Annotated in this window: 21 protein-coding genes; 12 read left to right on the top strand and 9 right to left on the bottom strand. The window is 65.6% G+C overall.

All coding sequences use genetic code 11. The annotated features are described in order from the left end of the window. The first annotated feature begins 3 nt into the window (after positions 1-3). The 5 genes from BSF38_RS26270 to BSF38_RS26245 all read left to right on the top strand — a co-directional run bounded on the left by BSF38_RS26270 (position 4) and on the right by BSF38_RS26245 (position 7,301). Positions 4-1,533 carry an efflux RND transporter periplasmic adaptor subunit gene (locus BSF38_RS26270; RefSeq protein ID WP_076350011.1) on the top strand — a complete coding sequence of 510 codons (1,530 nt, stop codon included), beginning with the start codon at positions 4-6 and terminating at the stop codon, positions 1,531-1,533. A gap of 346 nt (positions 1,534-1,879) precedes the next feature. Then, positions 1,880-3,652: a TolC family protein gene (locus tag BSF38_RS26265; RefSeq protein WP_145952334.1), complete on the top strand. Its 1,773-nt coding sequence runs from the start codon at positions 1,880-1,882 to the stop codon at positions 3,650-3,652. A gap of 65 nt (positions 3,653-3,717) precedes the next feature. After that, positions 3,718-4,482 (top strand): hypothetical protein, encoded by a 765-nt coding sequence (locus tag BSF38_RS26260; RefSeq protein WP_076350009.1) that lies wholly within the window; start codon positions 3,718-3,720, stop codon positions 4,480-4,482. Positions 4,483-4,622: 140 nt separating this feature from the next. Further along, positions 4,623-6,275, top strand: a complete 1,653-nt coding sequence (locus BSF38_RS26250) for a TolC family protein (RefSeq protein ID WP_168189467.1) — start codon at positions 4,623-4,625, stop codon at positions 6,273-6,275. Positions 6,276-6,344: 69 nt separating this feature from the next. Beyond that, complete coding sequence (locus BSF38_RS26245; RefSeq protein WP_076350006.1) at positions 6,345-7,301, top strand: PDZ domain-containing protein; 957 nt, start codon at positions 6,345-6,347, stop codon at positions 7,299-7,301. Between the two features lie 93 nt (positions 7,302-7,394). On the opposite strand, the gene BSF38_RS26240 is transcribed toward BSF38_RS26245, so the two are convergent. Next, positions 7,395-8,450: a bile acid:sodium symporter family protein gene (locus BSF38_RS26240; RefSeq protein ID WP_083713518.1), complete on the bottom strand. Its 1,056-nt coding sequence runs from the start codon at positions 8,448-8,450 to the stop codon at positions 7,395-7,397. A 228-nt stretch (positions 8,451-8,678) separates the two neighbouring features. On the opposite strand from BSF38_RS26240, the gene BSF38_RS26235 reads away from it, so the two are divergent. From BSF38_RS26235 to BSF38_RS26225, 3 genes are all read left to right on the top strand, one after another. Then, positions 8,679-9,188 carry a PepSY domain-containing protein gene (locus tag BSF38_RS26235; RefSeq protein WP_168189466.1) on the top strand — a complete coding sequence of 170 codons (510 nt, stop codon included), beginning with the start codon at positions 8,679-8,681 and terminating at the stop codon, positions 9,186-9,188. An 88-nt stretch (positions 9,189-9,276) separates the two neighbouring features. Then, the gene (locus tag BSF38_RS26230; RefSeq protein WP_076350003.1) at positions 9,277-9,972 is read left to right on the top strand and encodes a response regulator transcription factor; all 696 of its coding nucleotides are present in this window, start codon (positions 9,277-9,279) and stop codon (positions 9,970-9,972) included. Next, a complete protein-coding gene (locus BSF38_RS26225; protein WP_076350002.1) occupies positions 9,969-11,426 on the top strand; it encodes a sensor histidine kinase in 1,458 nt (485 codons plus the stop codon). The genes BSF38_RS26230 and BSF38_RS26225 overlap by 4 nt, the downstream gene beginning before the upstream one ends. On the opposite strand, the gene BSF38_RS26220 is transcribed toward BSF38_RS26225, so the two are convergent. From BSF38_RS26220 to BSF38_RS26210, 3 genes are all read right to left on the bottom strand, one after another. Continuing rightward, positions 11,405-13,048, bottom strand: a complete 1,644-nt coding sequence (locus tag BSF38_RS26220) for a hypothetical protein (RefSeq protein ID WP_083713515.1) — start codon at positions 13,046-13,048, stop codon at positions 11,405-11,407. The genes BSF38_RS26225 and BSF38_RS26220 overlap by 22 nt on opposite strands. A 250-nt stretch (positions 13,049-13,298) precedes the next feature. After that, the gene (locus BSF38_RS26215) at positions 13,299-14,234 is read right to left on the bottom strand and encodes an arginase family protein (protein ID WP_076350000.1); all 936 of its coding nucleotides are present in this window, start codon (positions 14,232-14,234) and stop codon (positions 13,299-13,301) included. Between the two features lie 12 nt (positions 14,235-14,246). Then, positions 14,247-15,488, bottom strand: a complete 1,242-nt coding sequence (locus tag BSF38_RS26210; RefSeq protein ID WP_076349999.1) for an aminotransferase class I/II-fold pyridoxal phosphate-dependent enzyme — start codon at positions 15,486-15,488, stop codon at positions 14,247-14,249. Positions 15,489-15,741: 253 nt separating this feature from the next. Here BSF38_RS26210 and BSF38_RS26205 point away from each other — a divergent pair, with 253 nt between their 5' ends. The 4 genes from BSF38_RS26205 to BSF38_RS26190 all read left to right on the top strand — a co-directional run bounded on the left by BSF38_RS26205 (position 15,742) and on the right by BSF38_RS26190 (position 20,412). Next, positions 15,742-16,662 carry a hypothetical protein gene (locus BSF38_RS26205; RefSeq protein WP_145952333.1) on the top strand — a complete coding sequence of 307 codons (921 nt, stop codon included), beginning with the start codon at positions 15,742-15,744 and terminating at the stop codon, positions 16,660-16,662. Further along, positions 16,659-17,879, top strand: coding sequence for a beta-ketoacyl-[acyl-carrier-protein] synthase family protein (locus BSF38_RS26200; protein ID WP_076349997.1), 1,221 nt, complete (start codon positions 16,659-16,661; stop codon positions 17,877-17,879). The genes BSF38_RS26205 and BSF38_RS26200 overlap by 4 nt, the downstream gene beginning before the upstream one ends. A 98-nt stretch (positions 17,880-17,977) precedes the next feature. Then, on the top strand, positions 17,978-18,730 hold the full coding sequence (locus BSF38_RS26195) for an SDR family NAD(P)-dependent oxidoreductase (protein WP_168189465.1): 753 nt from the start codon (positions 17,978-17,980) through the stop codon (positions 18,728-18,730). A 488-nt stretch (positions 18,731-19,218) separates the two neighbouring features. Beyond that, a complete protein-coding gene (locus tag BSF38_RS26190; protein WP_076349995.1) occupies positions 19,219-20,412 on the top strand; it encodes an acyltransferase family protein in 1,194 nt (397 codons plus the stop codon). 191 nt (positions 20,413-20,603) lie between these two features. Here the strand turns inward: BSF38_RS26190 and BSF38_RS26185 are convergent, their stop codons facing one another. The 5 genes from BSF38_RS26185 to BSF38_RS26165 form a co-directional block, all read right to left on the bottom strand. Continuing rightward, positions 20,604-21,740, bottom strand: a complete 1,137-nt coding sequence (locus BSF38_RS26185; protein WP_168189464.1) for an acyltransferase family protein — start codon at positions 21,738-21,740, stop codon at positions 20,604-20,606. A 41-nt stretch (positions 21,741-21,781) separates the two neighbouring features. Further along, complete coding sequence (locus tag BSF38_RS26180) at positions 21,782-22,627, bottom strand: IS5 family transposase (protein ID WP_076342952.1); 846 nt, start codon at positions 22,625-22,627, stop codon at positions 21,782-21,784. Between the two features lie 317 nt (positions 22,628-22,944). After that, entirely contained in the window at positions 22,945-23,256 is a 312-nt protein-coding gene (locus BSF38_RS26175) for a Dabb family protein (protein WP_076349993.1), read from the bottom strand. Between the two features lie 49 nt (positions 23,257-23,305). Further along, entirely contained in the window at positions 23,306-24,394 is a 1,089-nt protein-coding gene (gene mtnA / locus BSF38_RS26170) for an S-methyl-5-thioribose-1-phosphate isomerase (RefSeq protein WP_076349992.1), read from the bottom strand. Between the two features lie 49 nt (positions 24,395-24,443). Further along, positions 24,444-24,773 carry a hypothetical protein gene (locus tag BSF38_RS26165; protein WP_076349991.1) on the bottom strand — a complete coding sequence of 110 codons (330 nt, stop codon included), beginning with the start codon at positions 24,771-24,773 and terminating at the stop codon, positions 24,444-24,446. Between the last annotated feature and the right edge of the window lie 69 nt (positions 24,774-24,842).

Here is a 24,842-nt window from a genome sequence, read left to right as displayed (position 1 = left end):
CTGATGCCCCGCGTCCTCTGGACTTCGGTTACGGATCGTTTCGCGGGCCGCCTCGTGGCGATCGGAATCCTGGCCTCCGTCGCCTTCGTGGCGTCGGGGTGCCATGGGGAGAAAAAGGCCGAGGTTAAGAGCGTTACAAAGCCTCCGGTCGTCAAGGTCGTCCATCCGGAGAGACGGAACATCGTCCGGGTGGTCGGTCAGCCGAGCTTCATCGAGAGTTTCGAGCGGACGTCGATCTATCCCAAGCTCACCGGCTATATCGAGAAGTGGAACGTCGACATCGGCGACAAGGTGAAGAAGGGCCAGGTCATGGCCACCCTGTTCGTGCCCGAGCTGGTCGAGGATTTCGAGACGAAGAAGGCGACCGTCGGACTTGACGGCCAAAAGGTCGATCTGGCTCTCAAGATCGTCGACGTGGCCGCGGCCGACGTCCAGGCGGCTGAGGCCCGGGTCGTCGAGACCAAGGCGATCCTGGCCAAGTACACGGCCGAGGTCGAGCGTTGGAACTCGGAGGTCAAGCGGCTTGACGACGAGGTCCGTCGAGGCGTCGTCGATCCCCAAGTGCTTCTTGAATCGACCAATCAGTGGAAGTCGGCCGCCGCGTCACGCGAGGCGGCTCGGGCCGACATCATGAAGGCCGAGGCCGAACTGCTCTCGGACAAAGCCACGCTTGCCAAGTCCAAGGTCGCCGTCGAGGTCGCCCGCGCTGATCTGGCCGTCGCCACCAGCGAGGCCAAGCGGATCGAGGCGTGGGTCGGCTACATCACGCTCCCCGCCCCGTACGACGGCGTGGTCGTGGCTCGCAACGCCAACACCGGCGACTTCGTCCTCCCCGCCGCGGGCGACCCCACGGCCATGCAGCGTTCCCCTCACCTCGCACCCGGCGGTAACGCCGCGCCGATCTACGTGGTCGATAAGACCGACGTGGTCCGCATCTTCATCGACATTCCCGAGCAAGACGCCAACTACGTCAAGATCGGGACCAAGGCAAGCGTGCTCGCTCGAGCGTATCGCGATGAGCCGCTTCAGGGCTCCGTCACTCGCACGTCGTGGGCGCTCAACATCAAAAGCCGCACGCTCCGCGCCGAAATCGACCTGCCCAACCCCGGCAGCCAGCTTCTGCCCGGCATGTACGCCTACGCCAACGTGATCATCGAGCGCCCCGGCGTTCGCGCCCTCCCCTTGTCCGCACTGACGCACAGCGGTGAAAAGACCTATTGCTGGAAGCACGAGAACGGCCGCGCGGTCAGGACCGAAGTCCAGACCGGCGTCAGCGACGGCGAGTGGATCGAGGTCACCAACCGCCGCGTTCCGGACCCCAAGACCCTAGCGGCGGGAGCCCACGCCGGCGAACAGTGGACGTCGTTCGACGGTTCGGAGCAACTGATTCTCGACGAGCAGTCGATCCTCACCGACGGTCTCGTCGTGGAGGTTGAGCCGGCGACCGACGGAACGAAAGTCACCAGCCCGACTCCCGACGCCGGCCATCCCACGACGGCCGGCCGGCCCGACAAGCTGGCTCGCGTTCCCTAAGCCTTCCTCGGTCACGGAGGCCGGGCTTTTTCCCGCCCGGCCTCCGTTCAAAATGAGGCGAGGCGTCCGACGTCTCGATTCCCTCGTAACCGGCGAGCGAATCGCCGCGCTGGGGGCGTCGCGCGCCATGGATCGGCGCCGGCGCAGCCCGCGTGCGCCGATGGTCGAGAAATCGAACTTTGACTCTGGTGTCAAGCTTTGCGGATTTGGCAAGAGCCTTGGAATGTCAAGCGAAGATCTTTCAATCCGGACGGCCCTTATATGCCGATGAATTCTTAGACTCGGCACGTCCGGAGTGGTCGGCGCCGTCGTAACGCCGGGACCCATGGATGGAGTAGCTTGTAACATGATGGATCGAACGGCCAGGGCATGGACGCCCCTCATCGCTTTGCTGGTTTGTTGGCTGGAGCCCACGCCGGTCGCGGCCCAGACGTCGCCGTCGTCGCCGGCTTCCGCGACCATGGCGACGCAGGAGGGTCGGAGCACGCTGCCGACTTTGCCTCAGGCGCCGACGCCGACCGACGCTCCCCTTGCAAGGCCGGCGTCGCCTCCCGGTTTGCCTGCCTCGTCGCCGGCCGCGACGCCAGACGGCCGCGGCCTGCCACCGGCCTTGCCCTCGGGGACGCCGGCCCCGCCGGACAGCGGCGGCTCGGCGATGGCGAGCGCGTCGATCCTCGGTAAAGACGTGCACCTGAAGACCGCGCCGTTGGAGCCGACGGATCTTCGGTTCCCAATCAACTTGGCCACGGCGCTACGGCTCTCCGACGCACGGCCGCTGATCGTGGCCGCCGCCCAGGCCAGCGTCTGGGTCGCCGAGGCCCAACTCACCCGCGCCAAGGTCCTTTGGGTGCCGACGCTCAACATCGGCGCCGACTACATCCGTCACGACGGCGGAGGCCCCGACTTCAACAAGGGGATTATGACCGCGCCGAGCGTCAACTTCTTCTACGGCGGCGTCGGCGCCATCCAGAGCGTCGCTGTGACCGACGCCTTCTTCGAGCCCCTGGTCGCGCGGCAAGTTCTGAACTCGCGGCAATGGGACATCCAGGCGGCCAAGAACGACGCCTTGATGATGACCGCGAACGCCTACTTCAGCGTCCACCAGTATCGCGGGATGTACGCCGGCGCCCTTTACACCGTCGAGCGCGGCCACGACCTCGTGGAGCGAATCAACCAGCTCAGCAAGGAGCTGGTTCCCAAGGTCGAAGTCGACCGGGCGCGGAACATGGTCGCCGACCTAGAACAGCAGGCCACCGCCGCTCGCGAGGCCTGGCGCGTCAACAGCGCCGATCTCACGCAGGTGCTTCGGCTCGACCCCCGCGCGGTGATCGTGCCATTGGAACACGACCACCTTCAAATCACCGTGATCGACCCTGGGCGGCGGCTTGACGACCTGATGCCGGTCGCCCTGGTCAACCGTCCTGAACTCGGTTCGCAGCAGGCGCTCGTCAAGGCGGTGGTGGAGCGGATCGGCCGCGAGAAGTTTCGCCCGCTCACGCCCACCATCATGCTCAACGGCTTCCAGACGCCTTACGAGCAGATTCAGGCCGGCATCTTCGGCATCGGATCCAACAGCAAGCTCAACCAGTGGAAGGGACGCGCCGACACGAGCTACCAGGCCCTCTGGCAGCTCGACGCGTTCGGCGTGGGGAACCTCGCGCGGATCAAGGAGCAGCGCGGCGAGCAGTCGCGGGCGATCATCGACTTCTTCCGGTATCAAGACATGATCGCGGGGGACGTGACGCGGGCCCAGGCGCGGCTCCAGTCCGCGGCGGCCCGGGTCAGCCAGGCCGACCGCGCCCTCCGAACGGCCGTCATCACCTTCAACGGCAACTTCGAGGGTCTGCGCCACACCACCCGTTTCGGCGATGTCCTGGTGCTGGTCAACCGGCCGCAGGAGGTGGTCTTCGCGCTCCAGCTCATGAAGCAGGCCTTTGACCAGTATTTCACGACGGTCGCCGAGTACAACCGGGCGCAGTTCGAGCTGTTCCACGCGCTCGGCTACCCGGCTCGCGAACTGGCCGACCTCCGGCCGCCGGGCGAGGTTCTGCCGGTCGACACGACGCGGCCCGCGTACCTGCCCCCGGTTGGCAACGGACCGCCCCCGGCGACTCGCTGAGCGCCGAGGTTCCGTGCCGAGGGTGTAGGTTTCGATTTACTTGGATTCGGAGGGGGGCCTCGTTCATGCGCCATCGCCCGATCGTGAAATTTCATCCCGACCTCGAACTGTTGGAGAAGAAGCAACTGATGAGCGTCCGGGGGCTGGCGCCTCCCTCCGCGGCCCTCAGGCCCGGGGCCCGCGCCGCGGCCCTCCGCCAGGCCAGGGCGGAGGCGGCGGCCGGGAACGTCGTCGACGCCTCGGGGAACCCCGCCGACCAGACTCAGGCCGCTGCGGCCGACCCGACGACCGCGGATCCAAATCAGACGTCATCACAATCCCCGAGGTTCCTCGTCTCCCGTATCACCAACCCGACGCCGATCAACCACGTCTTGACCCCACCGTTCGCCCAGGTCGCCGTCCAAAACATTCCGCCGATCCCCGGCCAGACTTACAACGTCTACGCCGTCAGCATGCGGAACAGCACGAGGCTGACTTTCGACGTGGACAGCGGCTTCAACGTCAAGTTCAGCGGCCAAACCAAGGAACACTCCTACCCCATCCTCACGGGGGACCAGAAGTGGCTGCCGAATCAAGTCATGGTCTTCTACGTCCTGACCAAGTCTTACTATCCGGCGCGTCCGATGGTGTCCGGGGGATTTGAATTCGACCTCGCCGGTTCGCGGGGGATCGCCATCGGGGGCCCGTCGGCCATCTTCCTCAGGATCAAATACGACCCTGCGAAGTTTCCCGGCATGCTCGACTGGATCACAGTCCACGGCCCGGGAGCGTACGGACATCGAACGGGCATCGCCGACACCTCGATCTGGCAGTTCACGAGGGTTCCATGAGCGGTCCAGCGATCGTGTCGCACAGGATGACTCGACGCCGTCCGCACAATCCTACCCGACGCAGAGAGCCGCGGAGCGGCTCGGTCGGGGCGGTCGAGACCGTCGCCACGCCGAGGATCACGTTCTGGGGAGGGGAGGGAATGACGAACCGATACGCATGGCCATGGATGGCCGTCGTGGTCCTGGTGATCGCCTGGGTCGAGCCCGCGCCGTGCTCGGCCCAGACGCCGGCGAAGCCGATCGCCGCGCCTGGGCAGCCTGCAACTCCCTCGACTTCGGCCGCCCCGCGCGTCCGGTCGGTGATGGCGATCCAGCCGAATTCGCCGGGGCTGCCGACGCTGAACAACGAAATCGACAAGTTGAAGCTGAGGACCGCGCCGTTGGAGCCGTCGGATCTTCGGTTCCCGATCAACCTGGCCACGGCGCTGCGGCTCTCCGACGCCCGCCCGCTGATCGTGGCCGCCGCCCAGGCCAGCGTCTGGGTCGCCGAGGCCCAGCTCACCCGCGCGAAGGTCCTCTGGGTGCCGGTCTTCACGTTCGGAGCCGACTACATCCGTCACGACGGCGGCGGCCCCGACTTCAACAAGGGCGTCATGACCTTTCCGAGCGTCAATTTCTTCTACGGCGGCCTCGCTGGCAACCTCTACGTCAGCCTGACCGACGCCTTCTTCGAGCCCCTGGTCGCGCGGCAAGTTTTGAATTCGCGGCAGTGGGACATCCAGACGGCCAAGAACGACGCCTTGATGATGACCGCGAACGCCTACTTCAGCGTCCACCAGTATCGCGGGATGTACGCCGGCGCCCTTTACTCCGTCGAGCGCGGGCACGACCTGGTCGAGCGGATCAACCAACTCAGCCACGAACTGGTCCCCAAGGTCGAGGTCGACCGGGCGCGGAACATGGTCGCCGACCTCGAACAGCAGGCCACCGCCGCTCGCGAGGCCTGGCGCGTCCAGAGCGCCAATCTCACGCAGGTGCTCCGGCTCGACCCCCGCGCGGTGGTTGTGCCGCTGGAGCACGACCACCTTCAGGTCACGCTCATCGACCCCAAGCGACAGCTTGACGACCTGATGCCGATCGCGCTGGCCAACCGCCCCGAGCTGGCCTCGAATCGGGCGCTCATCCAGGCGGCGGAGGCGCGAATCCGTCGCGAGAAGATGCGCCCTTTGCTTCCCGCCGTCCAGATCAACGGGTTCCAGAGCGCCGGCATGTTGATCCAGGCCGGGCTGTTCGGCCTCGGTCCCAACAGCAGCATGGGGCCGTACGCAGGTCGCGTTGACATCAGTTATCAGCTTGTCTGGCAGCTCGACGCGTTCGGCGTGGGGAACCTCGCGCGGGTCAAGAGACAGCGTGGCCAAGAATCGCAGGCCATCGTCGAGCTTCGGCGCACGCAGGACACGGTGGCGGCGGACGTGAATCGAGCCCAGGCGCATCTCCAGTCGGCGACCGCCCGGGTCAGTCAGGCCGACCGCGCCCTCCGAACGGCCGTCATCACCTTCAACGGCCATCTCGAAGGTCTGCGCCACACCACCCGCCTTGACAACGTCCTGGTCCTGATCTTTCGACCGCAGGAGGCGGTCTACTCTCTCGAACTCATGAAGTTGGCCTTCGACGAGTATTTCACGACGGTCGCCGACTATAACCGGTCGCAGTTCGAGCTGTTCCACGCGCTCGGCTACCCGGCTCGCGAGCTGGCCGACCTCCGGCCGGCGGGCGAGGTTCTGCCGGTCGACACGGCGCGGCCGTCTTACCTGCCCCCGGTCGGCAACGGGCCGCCCCGGGCCACGCGGTGACCGCGGTTTTCAACTGATACGCCAAGCGTTGAATTCACATGCCCGATATCTCTTACGGGAATACCCAATATGATCTCGATGGAACGGAGCGGTGGCGGACTCCCCTTGAAGGCGCTGGCCTTGGGATTGGGGCTCTGGGTTTTCTCCGGTTCGTCGGCCCCGGCCTGGGGACAAGCCCCCGGCCCGACGCCCACTGAGCCGAGCATTCTGGGCAGCCTCTTTTCGAGTAAGCTCGGACTCGGAGAGCTAGGGTACGGCAAACCCGGCCTCCTCCCGGGCTTCTCCGGTTTCGGGCTCGGGTTTCATCCGGGTTATGGCTACGGCGGTTCCGGCCTGGGCGTCGGCGCCCACGGCGGCTACCCCTACTACGGCGGCCCCGGCTACCCGCACGGTGAGCCCCGCCTTCGTCGGTTCGGCCCTGCCACGCCGTTCCCCTATTACGGCGGTCCCGGCGATTCCTGCTACGGCCCCACCCACCGCTATGAGGCCACTGGCCCGCTCGTCGTCGACCGACCCGTCGCCCGAGTCGACGACCCCTACGAGCAGGACTTCGGCTCGTACAGCGGCGCAATCCCCTACCCCGAGACGGTTTTCGCCACTTATGCGAGTGCGGCCGCGGCGACCGGATCGTCGGCCGGCGGAGTGGGCTCTCCTTCCCCGACGACCGGTTCCGGCTATGAGCCGGAGACCTTGCTCGACCGACCGTCGACCTCCACCTCTCCCAATGGAGATGGTGCCGGCGGGACGCTCATCCAGGCGGCCGAACTCGGGTTCGAGCAGGAGCCGATTATCGAGGCTGGCGGCGTGCACGTCATGAAGGTCACCAACGTCCATCCCGGAACCGAGGCTCAGAAGGCCGGTCTCAACGTCGGCGATCTGATCCACTCGATCAACGGCTATCACACCGATCAGCCCGGCAACCTGCCGTGGATCACGGCCAACGCGGCGCCCGACCGCGTCCTCAAAATGATCGTCCGCGCCGCTGGAGACGGCAAGGAACGCACTGTTTCGATCCAGCTCCCTTGATGGTTAGAGCACGAAGCGACGGCGAACGGAAAGAGCCGCTGGGGATCGCTCCCAGGCGGCTCTTTTCCCTGTCATCATCTTCCGGCCGTCCGCTCAAGCGGCGGCCGTCCTCTTCAGCATGGCGTCGACGCAGCCCGCGACCAGGTGCTGAGTGAGGTTGTAGACGATGATCGGCAGCATCGCCAGCGGCTGCGAGCCCAGCGCGAGCGAGGCCAGGACGAGTCCCGTGCCGTTGTTGTTCATCCCCAGCCCGAACATCAGCGCGGCCCGCTGGCCATGGTCGGCCCGCAGCAAGCGAGCCAGCACGTAGCCCGCGGCGAACGTCGAGACGCAAAGCCCGGCGACGAACGTCAGGACGATCCCCAGGAAGTCCCAGTCGGGCTGTCCGAGGGCCTGCGGCAGACAGGCCGAGGCATTGGCGTAGCAGAGCACCAGGAGCGTGAGCGGTGCGACGATCCGCAGCCGCCGCTCGACCGCCCCCGCCCTGTCTTCGCCCAAGAGAAAGCGGGCCGCGACGCCCATGAGCGACGGCAACAGCACCCAGGCCGCCAAGAAAGCCCCGGTGTCGCGACCGGCCAGGCGATGCAGTTCCTCGCCATAAGGGCCCGGGGCGATCGACCCGAGAGCGTGCAGCGACGCGGGGGTCGTCAGCGGGCTCAGCAGCGTCGAACCCAGCACCAGGCCGAGGCTCAACGCCATGTCGCCGTCGGCCGCTTGGGCCCAGCCGGTCGACGAGCCGGCGATCGGCATCGCGGTGACGAGGGCCAGCCCGACCAGGACGATCGCCGCCTCGTCGGGGTTGTGCCAGGCCTGCATGGCAGGGACCATCACGGCCAGGAAGATCAACGGCACGGCCAGGTTCGCCGCCAGCCCGGCGAGCATCATGCCGGGGCGGCGGGCGATCTGACCGACCCGCGCGATCTTGACCCGCATGCCGGCGTTGAACAGCAGGAGCGCGAGCAAGAGCTTCGGGAGCGTCATCGTCACCCGTCCGTCCGCCGTTCCAAAATCCACGATCGCCGCGTCCTTGATCCACAATCCCAACGCCGGAAACGCGGCGGCCAGAACGTAGCTCAGGACGATCAGCTTGAGAAGATGGTGATGTAGAAAGTGTGACACGTTCGACGCCAGGCTCATCCGTGCGGTCATCGTTCCGGCCCTCGATTTCCCTGGAAAACACGTCGGGAGCACTGTCACTCCCACGACTCAAAAGCATAGGGAGCGACGCTGAGACCGCCGTGAGGCGAAGATAAGATCGTTCTTATCCTCGCCTCACCGTTTCCTCATGGGCTCGCGGTAGATTGTCGCCGGAGAAGGGGAATGGTGTCGTGCGTACCGGACCATCCGCCTCTCGATCCCGACGCGAAGGAGTTGCTGATGAGATTCGCCGCCGCTGCTGGTGCGTGCGTTCTTCTTGGACTGGCCGCGTTCTCGACCGGCGCTTGCGCCGACGAGGAAAAGATCCCGCTCAAGGACGTGCCCAAAGCCGTGCTTGACGCCGTGAAGGCCAGGTTCCCCAAGGGCGAGATCAAGAGCGCCGAGAAGGAAGACGAGGACGGCAAGACGACCTATGAAGTCGCCCTCAAGGACGACGGCCACACGCTCGACGTGGCGCTGAAGGCCGACGGCACGATCCTCGAGATCGAGAAGAAGGTCGCCGCCAAGGACCTGCCCAAGGCCGTTGCCGCCGCCGTCGAGGCCAAGTACCCCAAGGGGACGGTCAAGAAGGCCGAGGAGATCGTCACGTTCAAGAAGGGCAAGGAGCAGAAAAGCTTCGAGGTCGTCGTGACCGAGACGGGCAAGAAGTCCGTCGAGGTGAAGCTGTCGGCCGACGGCAAGATTCTCAAGCAAGAGGAAGACGACGATGACGATGAGGACGACGACTGACCCCGTCCGCGTCGAACCAGCGAACATCGACTAGAATGGAAATGGTCGGCGTCTCCTGTACGGTCCTCGAATCTCCGGTTGAAATGCCATGGGTATCCGCATACTAGTGATTGAGGACGACGAGGAGATCGCCGATTTCGTTGTGCGCGGTCTGAGAGAGGAAGGCTTCGTCGTGGAACGCGCCGCCGACGGCGACGCGGGCTGGCACGCGCTTCAGAACGGCCCCTGGGACGTGGTGGTGCTCGACTGGTGGCTGCCGGGGCCGGACGGTCTGACGCTCCTGCGCCGGTTCCGGCAATCGGGCGACGAGTCGCCGGTCCTCTTCCTCACGGCCCGGGACGCTGTTTCCGACAAGGTGCGCGGCCTCGATCAGGGGGCCGACGACTACCTCTGCAAGCCGTTCGACTACGAGGAATTCCTGGCCCGCGTCCGGGCCCTGTCGCGTCGTCAGGCGAAGTCGACGGGCACCGTGCTCGCCCATGCCGACGTTCGGATCGACCTGACGACTCACCGCGCCGAGCGCAACGGTCAGAGGCTCGACATGACGGCCAAGGAGCAGGCCCTCCTGGTCTTCTTCCTGCGGCACCCCGACGAGGTGCTTTCACGCACCCGGATCTACGAGCAGGTCTGGGATGAGCGGTACGACGGTATCTCGAACACGCTGGAGTACCACGTGATGGAGGTGCGTCGGAAGCTCGAAGCGCACGGCCCCCGGCTGATCCACACGCTGCGAGGGCGCGGCTACCTCTTCGGCGAGCGGCCCGACGTGGGACCGACCTCATGAGGTTGAGCACCCGTCTGTCGATCTTCTTTCTGGGCACCGTGGCGCTCATCCTCGTGGGCTTCTCGGCGACCCTCTATGCGGCGGCCTCGAAGTACCTTCACCGCCAGGCCGACGAGCGGCTTGACGCCGCGTTGAACACACTGGTCGCCGCCGCCGAGTTCAGCGACCACGGCGTGGAGTGGGAGCCGCAAGAGCGCCGGCTGTCATTCGGCCGCCGCACCGTCGAAGGCCAGTTCCTCTGGATCGTCTGCGATGCGCGGGGCCGTCGCCTCGATGGCTCGTCTCCGACCGATCCGGAGCCTTCTTGGACGGATTCGATCATGACGGCGACGCCCGCCGGGCGACCGAGGAGGGTCGAGGACCGGGGCGGTCAACTCTGGCGCGTCATGGCTCGACGGCTCGAAGCCCCGCGAACCGGCGGTTCGGACGGAGCGGACGAACCGAGCGTTCACGAGGTCCTGATCCTGGGCGCGGCTGTTTCGCTCTCGGGAGTTGGGGAGACGCTTCGCAACCTCGCCTTGATGCTTACCGCCCTGTCGTGTGGGACCTGGACCCTGGCCTTGCTGGTCGGCGGTCGACTCTGCCAGCGGGCCTTGAAACCCGTGTCCGAGATGGCCGAAGCCGCGCGCGCAATCGCCGGTCATGAATTCGACGAGCGGCTTCCGATCGCCGCGACGGGCGACGAGTTGGAAGACCTCGGCCGGGCCTTCAACGGGCTGCTTGACCGCCAGCACGAGTCGCACGACCGCCAGCGCCGATTCACTGGTGATGCTTCGCATCAGCTTCGCACCCCGCTGACGGCGATCCAGGGGCAAGTTGACCTGGCGCTCCGGCAGACGCGCTCGGCCGAGGAGTATCATCGCGTGCTGACGGTCGTTCAAGGGAAGACCCGCCACCTGCGCCAGATCGTCGAGGCGTTGCTGTTCCTGGCTCGCGCTGACGCTGAGTCGCAACAGCCTCCGCTCGAACCCATCAAGCTGACCGACTGGCTGCGTGAACACATGGCGGCCTGGACCGGCCCCCGACCCGACGATGTGCGGTTCGAAGCCGAGGGGGGCGACGCGCCTTGCGTCCTGGCCCATCCGACGTTGCTCGGCGAGCTGCTTGACAACCTGCTCGACAACGCCTGCAAGTACAGTGAGCCCGGCACGCCGATCATCGTCCGCGCCAGCCGCGACGGCGACTCGGTCCGGCTGTCCGTCGAGGACCGAGGCGTCGGGATCGAGGCGGGGGCGGTTTTGCACGTCGCCGACCCGTTCTTCCGCACTCCACAGGCCCGGTCCCGCGACTCCAAGGGGCTTGGCCTGGGCCTTTCGGTGGCCGCGCGGCTGGCGAAGCTGTTCGGCGGCCGGCTCGACGTCGAGAGCCGTCCGGGACGAGGGAGCACGTTCTCTGTCGTCCTGCCGACCGCGACGGCCCGACCGCCGCTCGATCAAAAGTCGGTGAGCATCTGAAGCTGGAAAAGCGTGCCGCTCTCGCCGGCGCGGTAGCCGGTCAACTGGTTGTCGGCCGGCGAATGGTTGATCCGGGTCACGTCGAAGGTCATGCGCCAGCCGCGCGTGCCGAGCACGTACCAGTTGAGGCCGCCGCTCCACTCGTCGCCACCTCCCTGGCCGCCGGTCACGAACGAGTAGCGGCCGTAGCCCTCCAACCGCTTGGGGATAACGAAGTATGACGTCTGGGCGTAGGCCCCGTGGGTGAACAGGCTGCGGACGGACAACGGGCCGCCGGTGTAGCTGAAGTCGCCGAGCCAGCGGAGGTAGTATTCGCCGGAGAGGCTGAACCCCCGGTACTTGGCCGCCGCGTCGATCGCCAGGAGCTGAACGCTGGTCGTGTTGACCTGGATCCCTGGACCCAACGAGCCGAGTAAGGCCAGCGGCGTGCCGTTCGAGAGTCGAAACAGCGTGTCTTCCGGGTTCGTCTGGACCGCGTTGACGGCGAGCGGCTCTCGCGACACCGTCAGGCTCGATCCGATCCGCGCGACCGGCCGCTCGTGCCACTCAACGTCCGACGGCCCTCCGCCGAATTTACCGAGCGGCTCCCACCAGAAGGTGCCCCCGAAGCCCAGGTCGTTGCCGATCCGGTTGTCGGCGAGGTTCAGGCCGTTGAACGAGTTGGCAATCATCGCGACGTAGTGGAAATTGTCGATCGGTTCGCCCGAGGCCCAGACGCCCGGGCTCATGTTGGGCCGGAAGAAGGTGGTCGCCATGGTGCGATCCGCCCCGAGCGTGTAGCGGAACGAGTCGGACCACTCGCGGCTCCCGGGGACCTTGAAGTACCCCCCGGAGAGGGTGAACGCCTTGCTGAATCGATAGTCGAGCCAACCGAGAAACACCGTGGAGTTGGTCGTCGACGAACTGAAGATCACCGCCATGAACTGGAGTTTGGGGTCGAGTGCGTAACCGCTGAACTGGAACCAGTTGCGATTGACCGCGAACATATTGTCATTCCTGACCGGCAGAACCGCGCCGGTGCTGTCGGTCCAGGTGCGGGCCGACCGCGAGAACCCCGTGTAACGCAACTGAGTGATCAGGTCAAAGTTTAACGCGAACGGCATATCCGCCGACGACCGCGGCTTGACGAGTTCGAACTGTCCCTTTTCCTTGTCGTAGCCGCCGACGAGGAACTTCGATTCCGTCGAGCGAGGAGCCTGGAAGGCGTCGACCTGTGGCGGGGACGCGTCGTCCTGGTAGAGAGCGTCCAGCGCCGGCGTGGGGTTGGCGGCATCCGGCAACGGAGCGGCACGCGGGATCGACTCGGCGGCGTTCGTGGTCACGCCGTCGAACCGGCGCTCCAGTTCATCGTGACGGCGGTTCACATCTTGAAGCTGTCGCGTGAGCCCTTGATTTTGCTCAGCCAGACGGCGATTTTGCTCGGTCAGTACGCGGTTCTGCTCGAGCACGGCGGCGCCGAGCCCCTCCAGCTTCCGCAGCCGATCTTCCAGGTCGGAAGGAGACCCACCCGCCCCTGCCGTCGAGGTCGCTGCGGCTGCGGGCTTTCCGGCGTCCGCACCCGGCGGCTGGTCGGCCCACGCCCGGGACGCGAGCAAGAGCGGGACGATCAGAGCGGCCAGCACCCCCCTCGCCCCCGAAGGCAAGCAGGGCCGCCGACTCTTCGGCTCCCAAAGGGTTCGGGCCGCATTGATCATGGTTTCCCGACAGAGGGGGAAGAGAAGCTGACGGGTGCCCGAATCCAGTACGCCTCTTCCGATTATCGGACGCGTAGGGGCTGGTTCGTGAGAAAATGCAAAGAATGGACATCAGTCGGATACGCGAACGCAATCAGCGCGCTCCGAACGCGGGCGGCGGACGTCTTCGGCTGGATCATCAGATTTCTGGCCGAAGCCTCGACTTCCGAGTCCTCGAGCCAAGTAATTGCACAAGTGAAAGATTGACTCTGGTGTTCGTTTCGACTGTCGTGCTGGTGCTGACGTCGAGCCAAGGATGCTCGGTGACGTGCAGGAACTTCCGGAGGACGCCTTGGACGTCGACCGGCGACCAGTCGCCCATCGAATCCGCGCCGGCGAGCTTCCCCTCGGCGGCTTCGAGAAAGCCGCTCAGGACCCGTTCCAGTTCGTCGAGATCAAGGAAGCCCGAGTCCCAGTTGACGACCGCCTCGGTCGCTTGCAGCGCATCCTTGTCGATCGAGACGTAGAGCGGCCGGGCGGACAACTCGCGATGGTGGGGCTCGATGAGCTTCGCGAGCCGGGCGGGATCGACCGGGATTTGCGGCTCGACCCGGAGCGGATCGACGGCGATCCGGTTCCAGCCGCCACCCCGAAAGCGGCGGATCGCCGGGATGACGCGGACCTTGCCGCTCCTGAGCCATGGCCAGGGGGCGAGCGGGCGATAGGCGTTGTCGAAATCAAGATCGCCGCCGACGTGGAAGATCGTCCGGACGTTCGGCAGCCGCCCGGCATGATACAGCCAGGTTCCGCAGTGCAAGACCGGAATTCCGCGCATCCAGTCGGGGTGTTTGTCGATCACCAGCAGGTTGACCGGCTCGGTCAGCCTCCGCAGGAGCGCCAGGCTGACGTGGTGGAAATCGCCCGAGCCGTAGAGTGTCAGGCCGGGGCGCGTGTCGAGCGGGCTTCCTAGCGTCTCGGTCAGGCCGGCTTCGAACCTCGCGAACGAGCGGAACCCGCAGGCCATGCGGATTCGAGGCCCCCACGCTCGCAGGTCGTGAACGACGGCGTCGGGACGGGACGCGATCTTCTCCTGCGCGATCACGCCGCCGTCGAGATCGAGAATCCGAAGCTCCATGGCGTTTCTCTTTCAGCCCGCCAGCCGCTTCGATTGCTCGCGGTCCGATCGGCGGGGAGTCGGGATGACGTCGCGCATGGCGGCGAAGGCCGCGAGCAGGCCGTCGACGGCCTCGGCCGAGTGGTTGGCGTTGCATTGAACGCGGATCACGCCGCCGTGGTAGGGAACGGCTGGGAACAGCACCGACTGGACGTAGTAACCCTGGTCGAACAGGAACTTGCCCGCTCGCAGCGTGTCGGCCTCGTCCCCCACGAGCACGGAGACGATCGGCGTCAGGCCCCCCATCACCACCAGGTCGAGATCGAGGAGTCCTCGGGTCAGTTGGGTGACGCGCTGGTCGAGTCGCCCGCGAATCGCGATGTACTCGTCTGATTCGAGGATGTCGATCACCTTGATGATCGCATCAAAGTACGCTGGGACGACGGGGCCGCCGAAGATATACGTGTTTGAACGAATTTTGAGGAGTTTCTGGAACGTCTTCGAGCAGGCGACGAACCCCCCGGCGCACGAGAAGGCTTTCGAGAGCGAGCCGACGACGAACGCGTTTTCATAGCTGCCGAGCGCGTCGAGCACCGTGCCGCGGCCGTTTTCGCCCAGCACGCCGGTCCCGTGCGCGTCGTCGATGTAGAGGACGGCTTCGTTCGCTCGGGCCACGCGGTCGAGGTCGGCCATCGGCGGGACGACGCCGCTCATGCTGTAGACGCCGTCGATGCAGACCAGAGCGACGCGGTACGGCCGCAAGGTTTCGAGGACTCGGCTGAGGTCGTCCGGGTCGTTGTGCGCGAAGGTCGCCACGCGCGCGCCGCCGGCCAGGGCGAGCTTGGCACCCTCCTGGATCGAGTTGTGGGCGTGCTCGTCGAGAACCACGACGTCGCCGCGGCCGACCAGGCCCGGGATCGCTCCCATGTTCGCCAGCGTGGCCGAGGGGTAGATCAGGGTCGCCTCGACTCCCAGCCAGGCCGCCAGACGCTCCTCGGCCTCGATGTTGGCGGCGACGCTCGCGAACGCCCGCGAAGCGCCGTTGTGCGTTCCCCAACGATCAAGGCCCTGACGCACGGCTTCGATCAAGCGCGGGTCGCGATCGAGCCCGAGAAAGCTGTCCGAGCCGAAGTTCATCACCCGGCGCCCCTGGATCACGATCTCCCGCCCCGGTCCAGCCTCGTCGACCCTCAGGTCCTTGAGATGCACGTCGGCGAAGTCGCGGTCGAACTCTTCGTAGATTCGGACCAGCGTGTTCTTACGCATGGCCTGCATCAGCCTATCCATAGGCGGAGTGGCGGACATGGGCGCTCCTGCACGGTCACGGGTGAAAGCGTCGCGGCGCATCCTGATCGCCGGATCGGGCTGGTCAGACTAGCCGAAAAACCGTAAATCGTCATCATCATGATTGCGAGAAAACCGAGCATGGATGCGGCTTGGGTTGTTGCGATCACTCACGACTTCGAAGATGATCATCGGTGATCTCCTCGGGAAGGGAAAGGCTGGCGACGTGTCGACGAGAGACGGAATGGATTCCGTGAGCCTCCTCCGGCGAGCGGCTGCGCCTCGGGTGCTTCTCGACGCCGCGGTCGTCGCGCACGGCTCGGCGCGGCTGACGCGCGAGGAGATCGCGGTCCAGCGACGCCTGCGGGATCCGTTGGCCGAAGGCTGGAACCCGATCGGGCATGCGACTCTTCGCTCCTCGGACGATCAGACGGTCGCGGCCGTCACGGCGTTGCGAGCGGCCATCGCGCGCGCGGACGTTCCGTCGTCGGCCTACGACGGCTGGGGCGTGTTGGCCGCCCCTCGGTTTCTGGGACGGTCGAAGCTGGTCGTCGTTCTAGACCGCTTCAAGGCTGAAGGGGTCTGGGGCGTCACGCCGCACCTGATCCCGCACTTCGCCCTCCACGCGCAGGCCGGCACGCTCAGCCTCGTTCTGGGCGGCCACGGCCCGAATCTGGGGATCGGCGGCGGTCTGTATTCGGCGAGCGAGGGGGTCCTCTCGGCGCTGACGTGGCTCGCCTCCGGCGTTGCGCCCGGGGTCTGGCTGGTGCTCACCGGCTGGTCGCCCGAATACCAGCCGGACCTGAACGGCGAACCGCGCGCCGTCACCCATTGCGAGGCGCTCGCGCTGGCCCTGACCCCGACTTCGGACGACTGCGCGAGCCCGATCAAGCTGCGCATCGTCGAGGCCGAGACGGCGCGTCCGCCGTTTCCGCCGACGCCCGAAGTTCTCACCGCGCGGCTGGAAAGCTTCGTCGCTCCGTCGGTGGCCAGCCCGCGCCTGATCGGTCACGAGGTGCACGGAGGCCGGGGCTATCCGCGTCCTCACCTGCCTGGCGAACCGAGGCGAGACGGCCGGTTCGCGACGATCGGCACGGACGCGTCGGGCCGCCTCCTGATCGAGCTGGCGGCCCCCCGGACATCCCCTCTCGGAGAAACCTCATGAGCGACAACGACCCGGAGCGCGCCGTCTGGATCACAGGCGTCGGACTCGCCTCGCCGTTGGGCTGCGACCTCTCGACCCTCGAAGCGAACTTTCTCGCCGGCCGCTCGGGCGTGTCGGCCGTGAGCGGGTTTCCGACCGCCGACTACCCGAGCCGAATCGCCGCGAGCCTGGGCGCGGTCCCCTGCCCTCCCAGCCTCGACCCGCAGGCTTTCGCTCGTCTGCCAAGGCTCGAACAGGCGGCCCTCTGGTCGGTTGAATCGGCGCTCCGCGACGCCGGTTGGTGGGAGCGTCGGGGCGACGTCCGCGTCGGCCTGGTTCTGGGGTTGGGCGCGGAGTGGCTGGAACTCTGGGAAGTCGATCGACTCGCTGGGGGCGACCGCGTGCAGGACCCCGCGCGCGACCACGAATCGACGCTCGAACGCGTGCGCCGGGCGTGCGGGCTCGACGGCCCCACGCTGACGCTCTCGGCGGCGTGCGCGTCGAGCAATTTCGCGTTCGAGATCGGCCGGACGTGGCTGCGGCGAGGGTTGGCCGACGTTTGCGTAGTCGGCGGCTGCGAGCTGGCCGTGACTCCCGTCGGCCTGGCGACCTTCGGCAACCTCCGCGCCCTCTCGCGCCGCAACGACGATCCGGCCCGCGCGTCGCGCCCTTTCGACAAAGACCGCGACGGCTTCGTGCTGGGCGAGGGGGGCGTCGCCTGTGTGCTGGAAACGGCGGACCGCGCGTGTCACCGAAGCGCCCGCGTTTACGCCGAGGTCGCCGGCTTCGGGGCCAGCAGCGACGCTCACCATATCGTCATCCCCAGCCCCCACCCCGAGCCCGCCGGCCAGGCCGTTCGCCGCGCCCTGACCGACGCCCGGCTTGATCCTGGGGACGTCGATCACATCAACGCCCACGCGACGAGCACGGCGGTCGGCGACGCTTCCGAGGCGGCCGTCCTGCGACTGATCTTCGGCGACGCCCTCGACCGCATCCCCGCGACCTCGACCAAGAGCATGACGGGCCACATGCTCACCGCCGCCGGCGCGATCGAGGCCCTGGCCTGCATCACCGCCATGAAGCACGGGGCGATCCCGCCGACCGTCAACCTCGACGAACCCGACGTCGACCTCTGCCTCGTCGCCCACGAGAGCCGGCCGCATCGGGTCGCGACCGCCCTCTCGAACTCGTTCGGCTTCGGCGGCGGCAACTCGTGCCTGGTCCTCCGGTCGGTCTGATCGATCCGCATGCGATTATCGATTCGAGAACACCTGTGATGCCCTCGACCTCATCCTCATCGCAATCGAGCCGCCGGACTCGAATCGACGCCCGGCCGATGGTCGTCGTGACGGGGGCCTCCGGTGGCATCGGCCGGGCGCTCGCGATCGAGTTGGGCGCGGGTGGATGCCGTCTGGGCCTGATTGCGCGCCGGGGGCCTGAACTCCAGGAGACGGCGGCTCTGGTTCGATCACAAGGCGGCGAGGCGCATGCGGCGACGGCCGACGTCGGCGACCGCAGGGCGCTGCGCGAAGCGATCGGGGCGCTCGAGGAGGCCCTTGGGCCGACGCAGGTGCTCGTCGCCAACGCGGGCTTCGGTGCGCCGACTCGTCTCGATCCGCTCAACATCGACGACGTCGAACAGACGTTCCGCGTCAACGTGATGGGCGTGATCTACTCGGTCGAGGCTGTCTTGCCTGGCATGCTCGCGCGCGGCGACGGTCATCTGGTGGCCGTTTCGAGCCTCGCCGCGCTCAAGGGGTTGCCCGGCGAATCGGCCTACTGCGCGAGCAAGGCGGCGGTCAACACCTACATGGAAGGGCTGCGGATCGCGCTCCGGAGCCGGGGCGTGGCGGTCGCCACGGTCTGCCCGGGGTTCGTGGATACGTTGATCGAGCCGATGGACACGGCGGCGACGCCGTTCCTGATCTCGGCCGAGGCCGCCGCGAAGAAGATCGCGCGGGTGATCGACGCCCGGAAGTCGGGCGTCTTCGCCTTCCCCTGGAGGATGGCCGCGCTCACCGCCTTGATCGCGCGGCTCCCCGATTTCCTGGTCGCACGCCTCATCGGCGAGGGCGGCGCCGGTCCCTGACGGATCGGCTTGATGCCGTCGAGCGGGGGACGAACCTCCCAGGATCTGAGACCGACGGTCTCCAGACCGACGCACGGAAACGGTCTGCGTTGCATATAGGATATCGGTAGAAACAACAAGGCGCGGAGCAAGTCGCTCTGGAATCGCCGTTTCGCTTTTCATTAATTGTGACTAATCTTCGCATTCTCCGAAGCCTGCCTAACTTGCCCCGGCCGAAACCCGCTTCTCCGAAGTCATTAAGAAATCAGAAGTTAGCTATGGAGGCGTTAGACGCCGGCCTCGCCGCCGCCCATCCTGGCATGGCAAAGGCGTGTGATCATCGATTCCTGAAAGACCGATAAGTGAAAGCCAAGCAGGCGCGTCCTCCCCCAGAAACGCGTTCAGCGATGTGGGGATGAGCATGTCGGCTCAGGATGATGCCTGTTTGCGAGGAGATTTCGGAGAGGACCCAAGGCTCCTTCTCCATAAGCAATCAAGGACGATGAATAATGGGTAAGACTCTGGCGGAAGCCTCGGGCGGCCGTGCAAACAACACTGCTTTTGCTCGGTTCCTCCTGACGAGCACCGTTATTTATTCCCACTCATTCGCCCTTATGTGGGGCTCGAACGAATTCGAACCCGTCGCGATGTTAACGCAGCGGCAAGCGAGCGCAGGTGGATTGGCCGTCGAGGGGTTTCTGATTCTGAGTGGGTTCCTGATCACGCGAAGCTGGTTCTTCTCACGAGGCGTGAAGGATTTTCTGGTTCGTCGGACTTTGCGGATCTATCCGGCGTTTCTAGTTGCGGCGGTTCTGTGCGGGTTGATCGCGGTCCCCTGGCTGGCATGCTTCGATCCCGAACCCGGCTCGCTGGGGTTCTGGAACGATCTGGTGTTTCCAGCTCTCCTGCTGAGATACACGCCGCTCTGGTCGAACGGCTCCGTCTGGATCTTGCCCTTCGAGTTCGCCTGCTACTTGATCGTTACGCTCTTCGGTATATTCGGGGCTTTTTCGAACAGACGACTCATTCTCCTGCTGTGGGTCTTGAATTGTTGCATCATGGTGGGACAGCTCAAGCAAAACATGTTTCCGTCCCATAGTGTGATGCTCTCAAGAATCCTCAACAATTATCTGGCGGGGATGGTTTTCTTCCTCTACCGCGATTCCGTCCGGCTCAGTCGTTCCCGGTTTGTGGGGGCCGTTCTGGGATTGACGCTCATTGGCGCCACCATGGCGTCGTGGCGGCTTTTGCCATTCGTTTCCCCGATTCTTTGGGGATACGTCCTGCTCTTCGCCTGCTACGACTCTGTCGGCCGCCTTCAATACTTCTCGCATTACGGCGACTTTTCCTACGGCACGTTCCTCTACGCTTATCCGACCCAGATGGTCTTGGTCATGTATTTCAGGCCCTGGCTGCACCCCCTCACTCTCTTTGTGGCCGCCTGGCCGGTCGCAATTGCATGCGGCGTCTTGAGCTGGTTCTTCGTCGAACGGCCGTTCCTTGGGCTGAAGCGTTCCTCATCCTCATCCGCGGTTCCTCGGACTGCTCCGGCCGCGACGGCCTTGGTCGCTCCGAACAACGCGTCACTTCATGAGTTGGGGGCCGAACGCTCTTCCCGAGGGTTTCGGATTGGAACGGGGGCGAGCCTTCTGTTCAGAGGACCGATCCGTCCTCGCTCCGTTCAGCGGTCGACGTCCGACTGACCTCGTGCGGCTCAGGCGGATTCGGCGGCGGCGTTGAAGTCGTGCGTCGGTTCGTCGCCTTCCCCGTGAAGATGGCCGTCCACGGTGTGAATCGCGAGATCGCTCGATCTTAAGTTGCGCGCCTTGCCCGGGACGGCGGCGGCTTGATCTCGGCCGTCTCCAAGGGCGGTCAAACCATCCTCTGATCGGACTTACTCGCTCGGCGCCGTGGGCGTCAGCGGCTCGGCCGTCGCGTGCGGCGGCTCGATCGCCAACTCGGGTCGATCTTGGGACGGCCGCGAAGACCGCTTAAGACGCAGAAACGGGCTCTCGACGAAACGCCAGCTTGCGGCGGCGAAGACCGCGGTGACCGCCAAGGCGATCAGGAAAAGCGATAGGGGATTCAGCCAGGGTTGAAACGCTTTGACCAAGAGTAGCTGAATGGGATAGGCGTACAAATACAAGCCGTAGGAGAGGTCTCCGCGACGGGCGACGTGTTGTAGCCTCCCCATCGGCAGGTACGACGCGAAGAAGAGGACGTACCCTCCCAGCACGGGAACAGCCAGCGGCAGCGCCTGAAGCGAGGGAGCCACGACGCCCATGGCCAGCAAGCCCATGACGGCGCCGATGGCGAGCGGCCAAGAGAGGACGATCCGATCGCGGTAGCAGTAGAACAGGACGCCCGCCAGGAAGTCGGACATCAGCCTCGGCCAAGAGTCCGGAGAGCAATAAAGCCAGCTCAACCGACTGCCAGGCAGGCGCAGGTTGAAATAGATCTGTCCCGCATACACCGACATGCACGCCAGGAAGGCGAGCGCCACGAAACGCCGACGGCTCAAGATCCCACAAAGGCCGAGTCCGGCGACGGCCAGATAACACAGGAATTCGTAGCGAATCGACCAGAGTGAAGCGTTGATGGACACCGACTTGATCGGCTCGACGAAGTTCAGATTCGCTCCGCCGATGAGGAATGCGCGCCAGGGGAAATTCTTCCAGTACGCCGCCGGGCTTCTGTGCAGCAAGGGGCCGGCGATTAGTCCACTGACGGCGACCGCCATCAGAAACCCCGGGTAGATCCGCAACGCGCGACGGCGCAGATAATCACCCAGCCCACGCGACGACGTCCAGCTCCTGGCGATCAGGAAGCCGCTGAGAATGAAGAACCCGTCGACGGCCAGATCGCCGCCGGTCCGTTGGCCCCCCGTGGCCAACAAGAACGGTTCTCGATCATTGTTTCCGAACAAGAGAGGGTAAGAGTGAGACCAAATTACTGCTGTCGCCAGGCAAAGTCGCCAGAAATCAATGTTGTTCTCTCGACCTAGAGATACATCGCCCAGCTTCAATCCCATGTTTGTCGAGCCCATCACAAATGGTGAAGCATTGTAAGAGGCTATCCCGTAATGATGTCCTGGTTTTTATGGTACTTGAACGGGATCGCCGGCCTTGAGCGATCGGGCTTCAAGAACTTGAGCATGCGATGAATAGAGCTGATGCGGATCATCGACTCGCTGCTCTCGGCGTGGTGCTCGTAATTCCGACTGTGTCGCCGATGCCGCCCCAGCCAGGCGAACGTCCGCTCCACCACCCAGCGCCTCGGCAGCTTCACAAACCCTTGGCTTCCCGGCGGCCGCTCCACGACCTCGATCCTGTACCCGGCCGAGGCCTCCGCCAGCCAGCCGTCGAGGTGGTGGTTGCGATACTTGCCGTCGCCCCAGACCAACGCCAACCGGCTTCGATGCTCGGCCGTCAGCCGCCCCAGCACCTGGGGGGCGTGCGTCCCGTCGTCGGCGGACGCCGCCGAGACCGCCACGACCAGCAGCAACCCCAGCGTATCCACGATGATATGTCGTTTCACGCCGGTCAGCTTCTTGCCGCCGTCGTAGCCCCGTTCGCCCCCTGTCTCGGTCCCCTTGACCGTCTGGCTGTCGATGCTCCCGGCGCTTGGGGACGGCTCCCGCCCGGCCGTCGTGCGGACCTGGCGGCGCAGGGCGTCCAGGATGAGTTGCCATGTGCCGTCGTCCCGCCACTGGGCGAAGTGGTTGTAGACGGTGCTCTTGGCCGGCAGGTCGTGCGGCAGCATATCCCACTGGCACCCCGAGCGGTTGAGGTAGAGGATGGCATTGAGCACCTCCCGCATGTCGTTGGTCCGGGGCCGTCCGACCTGGGGAACGGGGATCAAGGGCTCGACGATCGCCCACTGTTCGTCGGTCAGGTCGGACGGGTAGGGCTTACGCATCGAACGGTGCTCCTGCGGCGATGAATCCTGCGAACCTCCTGGGAGGACAAGAGTTTACGATCTTCTAGAATTACGGGATAGCCTCTAAGAGCAAGATCTTTGGTCGCATTATGTTTCGATGGAATCCTGGGGCGTCGCGTTCGCGGCCCGACACGCAACCCCAACCCCATGTTCCTTGCTATGGCTGAGGCGACCATGAGTTGAACGTGATAGACATCGTGGTGTGCGCACCCATCGGACGTTGGCGATCGCCAAGCTCCATGACGCGGCCGAGCCGGCTGTCTTCCGAGATTCAGCCGGCGGCCTCGGACGTCGGCTCAGGCCGATTCGACGTCGGCGTCGAAGATGCGGACTTGCTTCCAGTTGTCCTTGTTTTCGGCGATGAACGTCAAGTGGGTGGGGGCGGTCTGGTAGAGGTCGTGCGCGGGCTTGCCGTCGAAGACGACGTGCAGGGCGACGTCGAATGCGCGGTCGTTGACGGCCCGATCCAGCTCCTTGTTGAGCGTCCCCGCGCAGAAGAAGACAACGCCCGGGTGGTCGGCGAGGTATTTCTTGCATGAGGCGACCAGCTTGTCGATCGCGGCGGGAGAATTGTCATGGAGCGAAAAGAAGACGCTGTGTGCCAGCATGGCGAGCCCTGTGGGGAAGAGGTCGAGGAGGACGGATGGTCGGTAGGGATCAGCGAGTCGCGTTGGAATCACCGATGAGCGAGCGGATCGTCTCGGCGTCAACCGGCTGGACGACGCCTCGTTCGGTGATGATGCCGGTGATCAGTTCGGCGGGGGTGACGTCGAACGCGGGGTTGTACACGGCGACCCCTTCGGGCGCGGTCCGGCGTCCGAAACCATGGGTGATTTCGAGCGGATCACGCTCTTCGATCGGGATGCCCGATCCGTCGGCGAGCGACAGATCGAAGGTGCTCGACGGCGCCGCGACGTAAAACGGGATACCGTGCGCCCGAGCGAGCAAGGCCACGCCGTAGGTGCCGATCTTGTTGGCGGTGTCGCCGTTGGCGGCGATCCGATCCGCGCCGACGACGACCTTCTGGATCTTCCGTTCCTTCATGACCTGGGCGGCCATGTTGTCGCAGATGAGGGTGACGGGGACGCCGCGGTTTTGCAGCTCCCAGGCGGTGAGCCGGGCACCCTGGAGCAGCGGCCGGGTCTCGTCGGCGAAGACGTGGACTGACTTGCCTTGCTCATGGGCCGAGAAGATCACGGCGAGCGCCGTGCCGTAGTCGGACGTGGCCAGACCGCCGGCGTTGCAGTGGGTCAAGACGCCGTCGCCGGGCACCAGCAACTCGGCGCCGTGGCGGCCGATGGCCCGGCACATGGCGCGGTCCTCGGCCGCGATCGCCTCCGCCTCGGCCAGGAGTCGTTCAAGCAACGGCGAACCCGGGGCGCGCCCCGGGTCGTCGGCCGCCGCTTCCATCCGATCGAGCGCCCAGAACAGGTTCACGGCGGTCGGTCGGCTGGTTCGAAGGTAGGCCGAGGCCTCCTTCAAGGCGGTCCGGATCGCCTTGGGATCGTCGGTCCCCCGCGCACGCGCGCCGATCACGGCGCCGTACGCGGCGGCGACGCCGATCGCCGGCGCGCCGCGGACGCTCAGCCGCTTGATCGCGTTCCAGACCGCGGCCGAGTCGAGGCAGTCGATTTCGACGCACTCGGTCGGCAGTCGGGTTTGGTCGATCAAGCGGAGGAAGCCGCCGGACGCGTCGCCGATCCATGACACCGTCGGAAATGGGCTGGTCTGATGGATTTCAGGCATCAGCGGTCGACTCCCGTTCGAGAGCCCTCAGCCCAGTTCGTTTCGGTGCTCATTCTTCGTCCTCGTCACCTTCGTCCTCTTCATCGTCGCCCTCGTCCTCTTCCGGGTCGACCCACGAATAGAACTCGGCGAAGACGTCCCAGATGTTCCGCAGCGCGTTGCGGACGTCGCCCGGCTTGAGCGGGCCGTGATTGCCGCCGTAGCCGGCGACCTCCGAGGCGATCCGCAGCAGATCCAGGTTCTGACGCCTCATCTCCAGGAAGATCTGGCTCTGGGTGTCGAGCTCGAGCGCCTCTTCCAGGGCCTCTTCGACGTCGTGCTCGTGGTCGTGATCGTGGTCATGCTCGTGTTCGTCGTGTTCGTGTTCGTCGTGACCCATGGTCGTCTGCTCTCCCTTTAAGGAAAAAAGAAATTGGAAATACCGGTCCGGCGACCGCCTGACTTATGC

The organism is Paludisphaera borealis (assembly GCF_001956985.1).
Taxonomy (GTDB): Bacteria; Planctomycetota; Planctomycetia; order Isosphaerales; family Isosphaeraceae; genus Paludisphaera; species Paludisphaera borealis.
Note: the sequence above shows the minus strand (reverse complement) of the source record. Positions and strands in the feature narration are given on the sequence as shown.

Coding starts and splice junctions, on each gene's coding strand:
- BSF38_RS26270 (WP_076350011.1), top strand. CDS start 4: ATGCCCCGCGTCCTCTGGACTTCGGTTACGGATCGTTTCGCGGGCCGC.
- BSF38_RS26265 (WP_145952334.1), top strand. CDS start 1,880: ATGATGGATCGAACGGCCAGGGCATGGACGCCCCTCATCGCTTTGCTG.
- BSF38_RS26260 (WP_076350009.1), top strand. CDS start 3,718: ATGCGCCATCGCCCGATCGTGAAATTTCATCCCGACCTCGAACTGTTG.
- BSF38_RS26250 (WP_168189467.1), top strand. CDS start 4,623: ATGACGAACCGATACGCATGGCCATGGATGGCCGTCGTGGTCCTGGTG.
- BSF38_RS26245 (WP_076350006.1), top strand. CDS start 6,345: ATGATCTCGATGGAACGGAGCGGTGGCGGACTCCCCTTGAAGGCGCTG.
- BSF38_RS26240 (WP_083713518.1), bottom strand. CDS start 8,450: ATGACCGCACGGATGAGCCTGGCGTCGAACGTGTCACACTTTCTACAT.
- BSF38_RS26235 (WP_168189466.1), top strand. CDS start 8,679: ATGAGATTCGCCGCCGCTGCTGGTGCGTGCGTTCTTCTTGGACTGGCC.
- BSF38_RS26230 (WP_076350003.1), top strand. CDS start 9,277: ATGGGTATCCGCATACTAGTGATTGAGGACGACGAGGAGATCGCCGAT.
- BSF38_RS26225 (WP_076350002.1), top strand. CDS start 9,969: ATGAGGTTGAGCACCCGTCTGTCGATCTTCTTTCTGGGCACCGTGGCG.
- BSF38_RS26215 (WP_076350000.1), bottom strand. CDS start 14,234: ATGGAGCTTCGGATTCTCGATCTCGACGGCGGCGTGATCGCGCAGGAG.
- BSF38_RS26210 (WP_076349999.1), bottom strand. CDS start 15,488: ATGCAGGCCATGCGTAAGAACACGCTGGTCCGAATCTACGAAGAGTTC.
- BSF38_RS26205 (WP_145952333.1), top strand. CDS start 15,742: ATGGATTCCGTGAGCCTCCTCCGGCGAGCGGCTGCGCCTCGGGTGCTT.
- BSF38_RS26200 (WP_076349997.1), top strand. CDS start 16,659: ATGAGCGACAACGACCCGGAGCGCGCCGTCTGGATCACAGGCGTCGGA.
- BSF38_RS26195 (WP_168189465.1), top strand. CDS start 17,978: ATGGTCGTCGTGACGGGGGCCTCCGGTGGCATCGGCCGGGCGCTCGCG.
- BSF38_RS26190 (WP_076349995.1), top strand. CDS start 19,219: ATGGGTAAGACTCTGGCGGAAGCCTCGGGCGGCCGTGCAAACAACACT.
- BSF38_RS26185 (WP_168189464.1), bottom strand. CDS start 21,740: ATGGGATTGAAGCTGGGCGATGTATCTCTAGGTCGAGAGAACAACATT.
- BSF38_RS26180 (WP_076342952.1), bottom strand. CDS start 22,627: ATGCGTAAGCCCTACCCGTCCGACCTGACCGACGAACAGTGGGCGATC.
- BSF38_RS26175 (WP_076349993.1), bottom strand. CDS start 23,256: ATGCTGGCACACAGCGTCTTCTTTTCGCTCCATGACAATTCTCCCGCC.
- mtnA (WP_076349992.1), bottom strand. CDS start 24,394: ATGCCTGAAATCCATCAGACCAGCCCATTTCCGACGGTGTCATGGATC.
- BSF38_RS26165 (WP_076349991.1), bottom strand. CDS start 24,773: ATGGGTCACGACGAACACGAACACGACGAACACGAGCATGACCACGAT.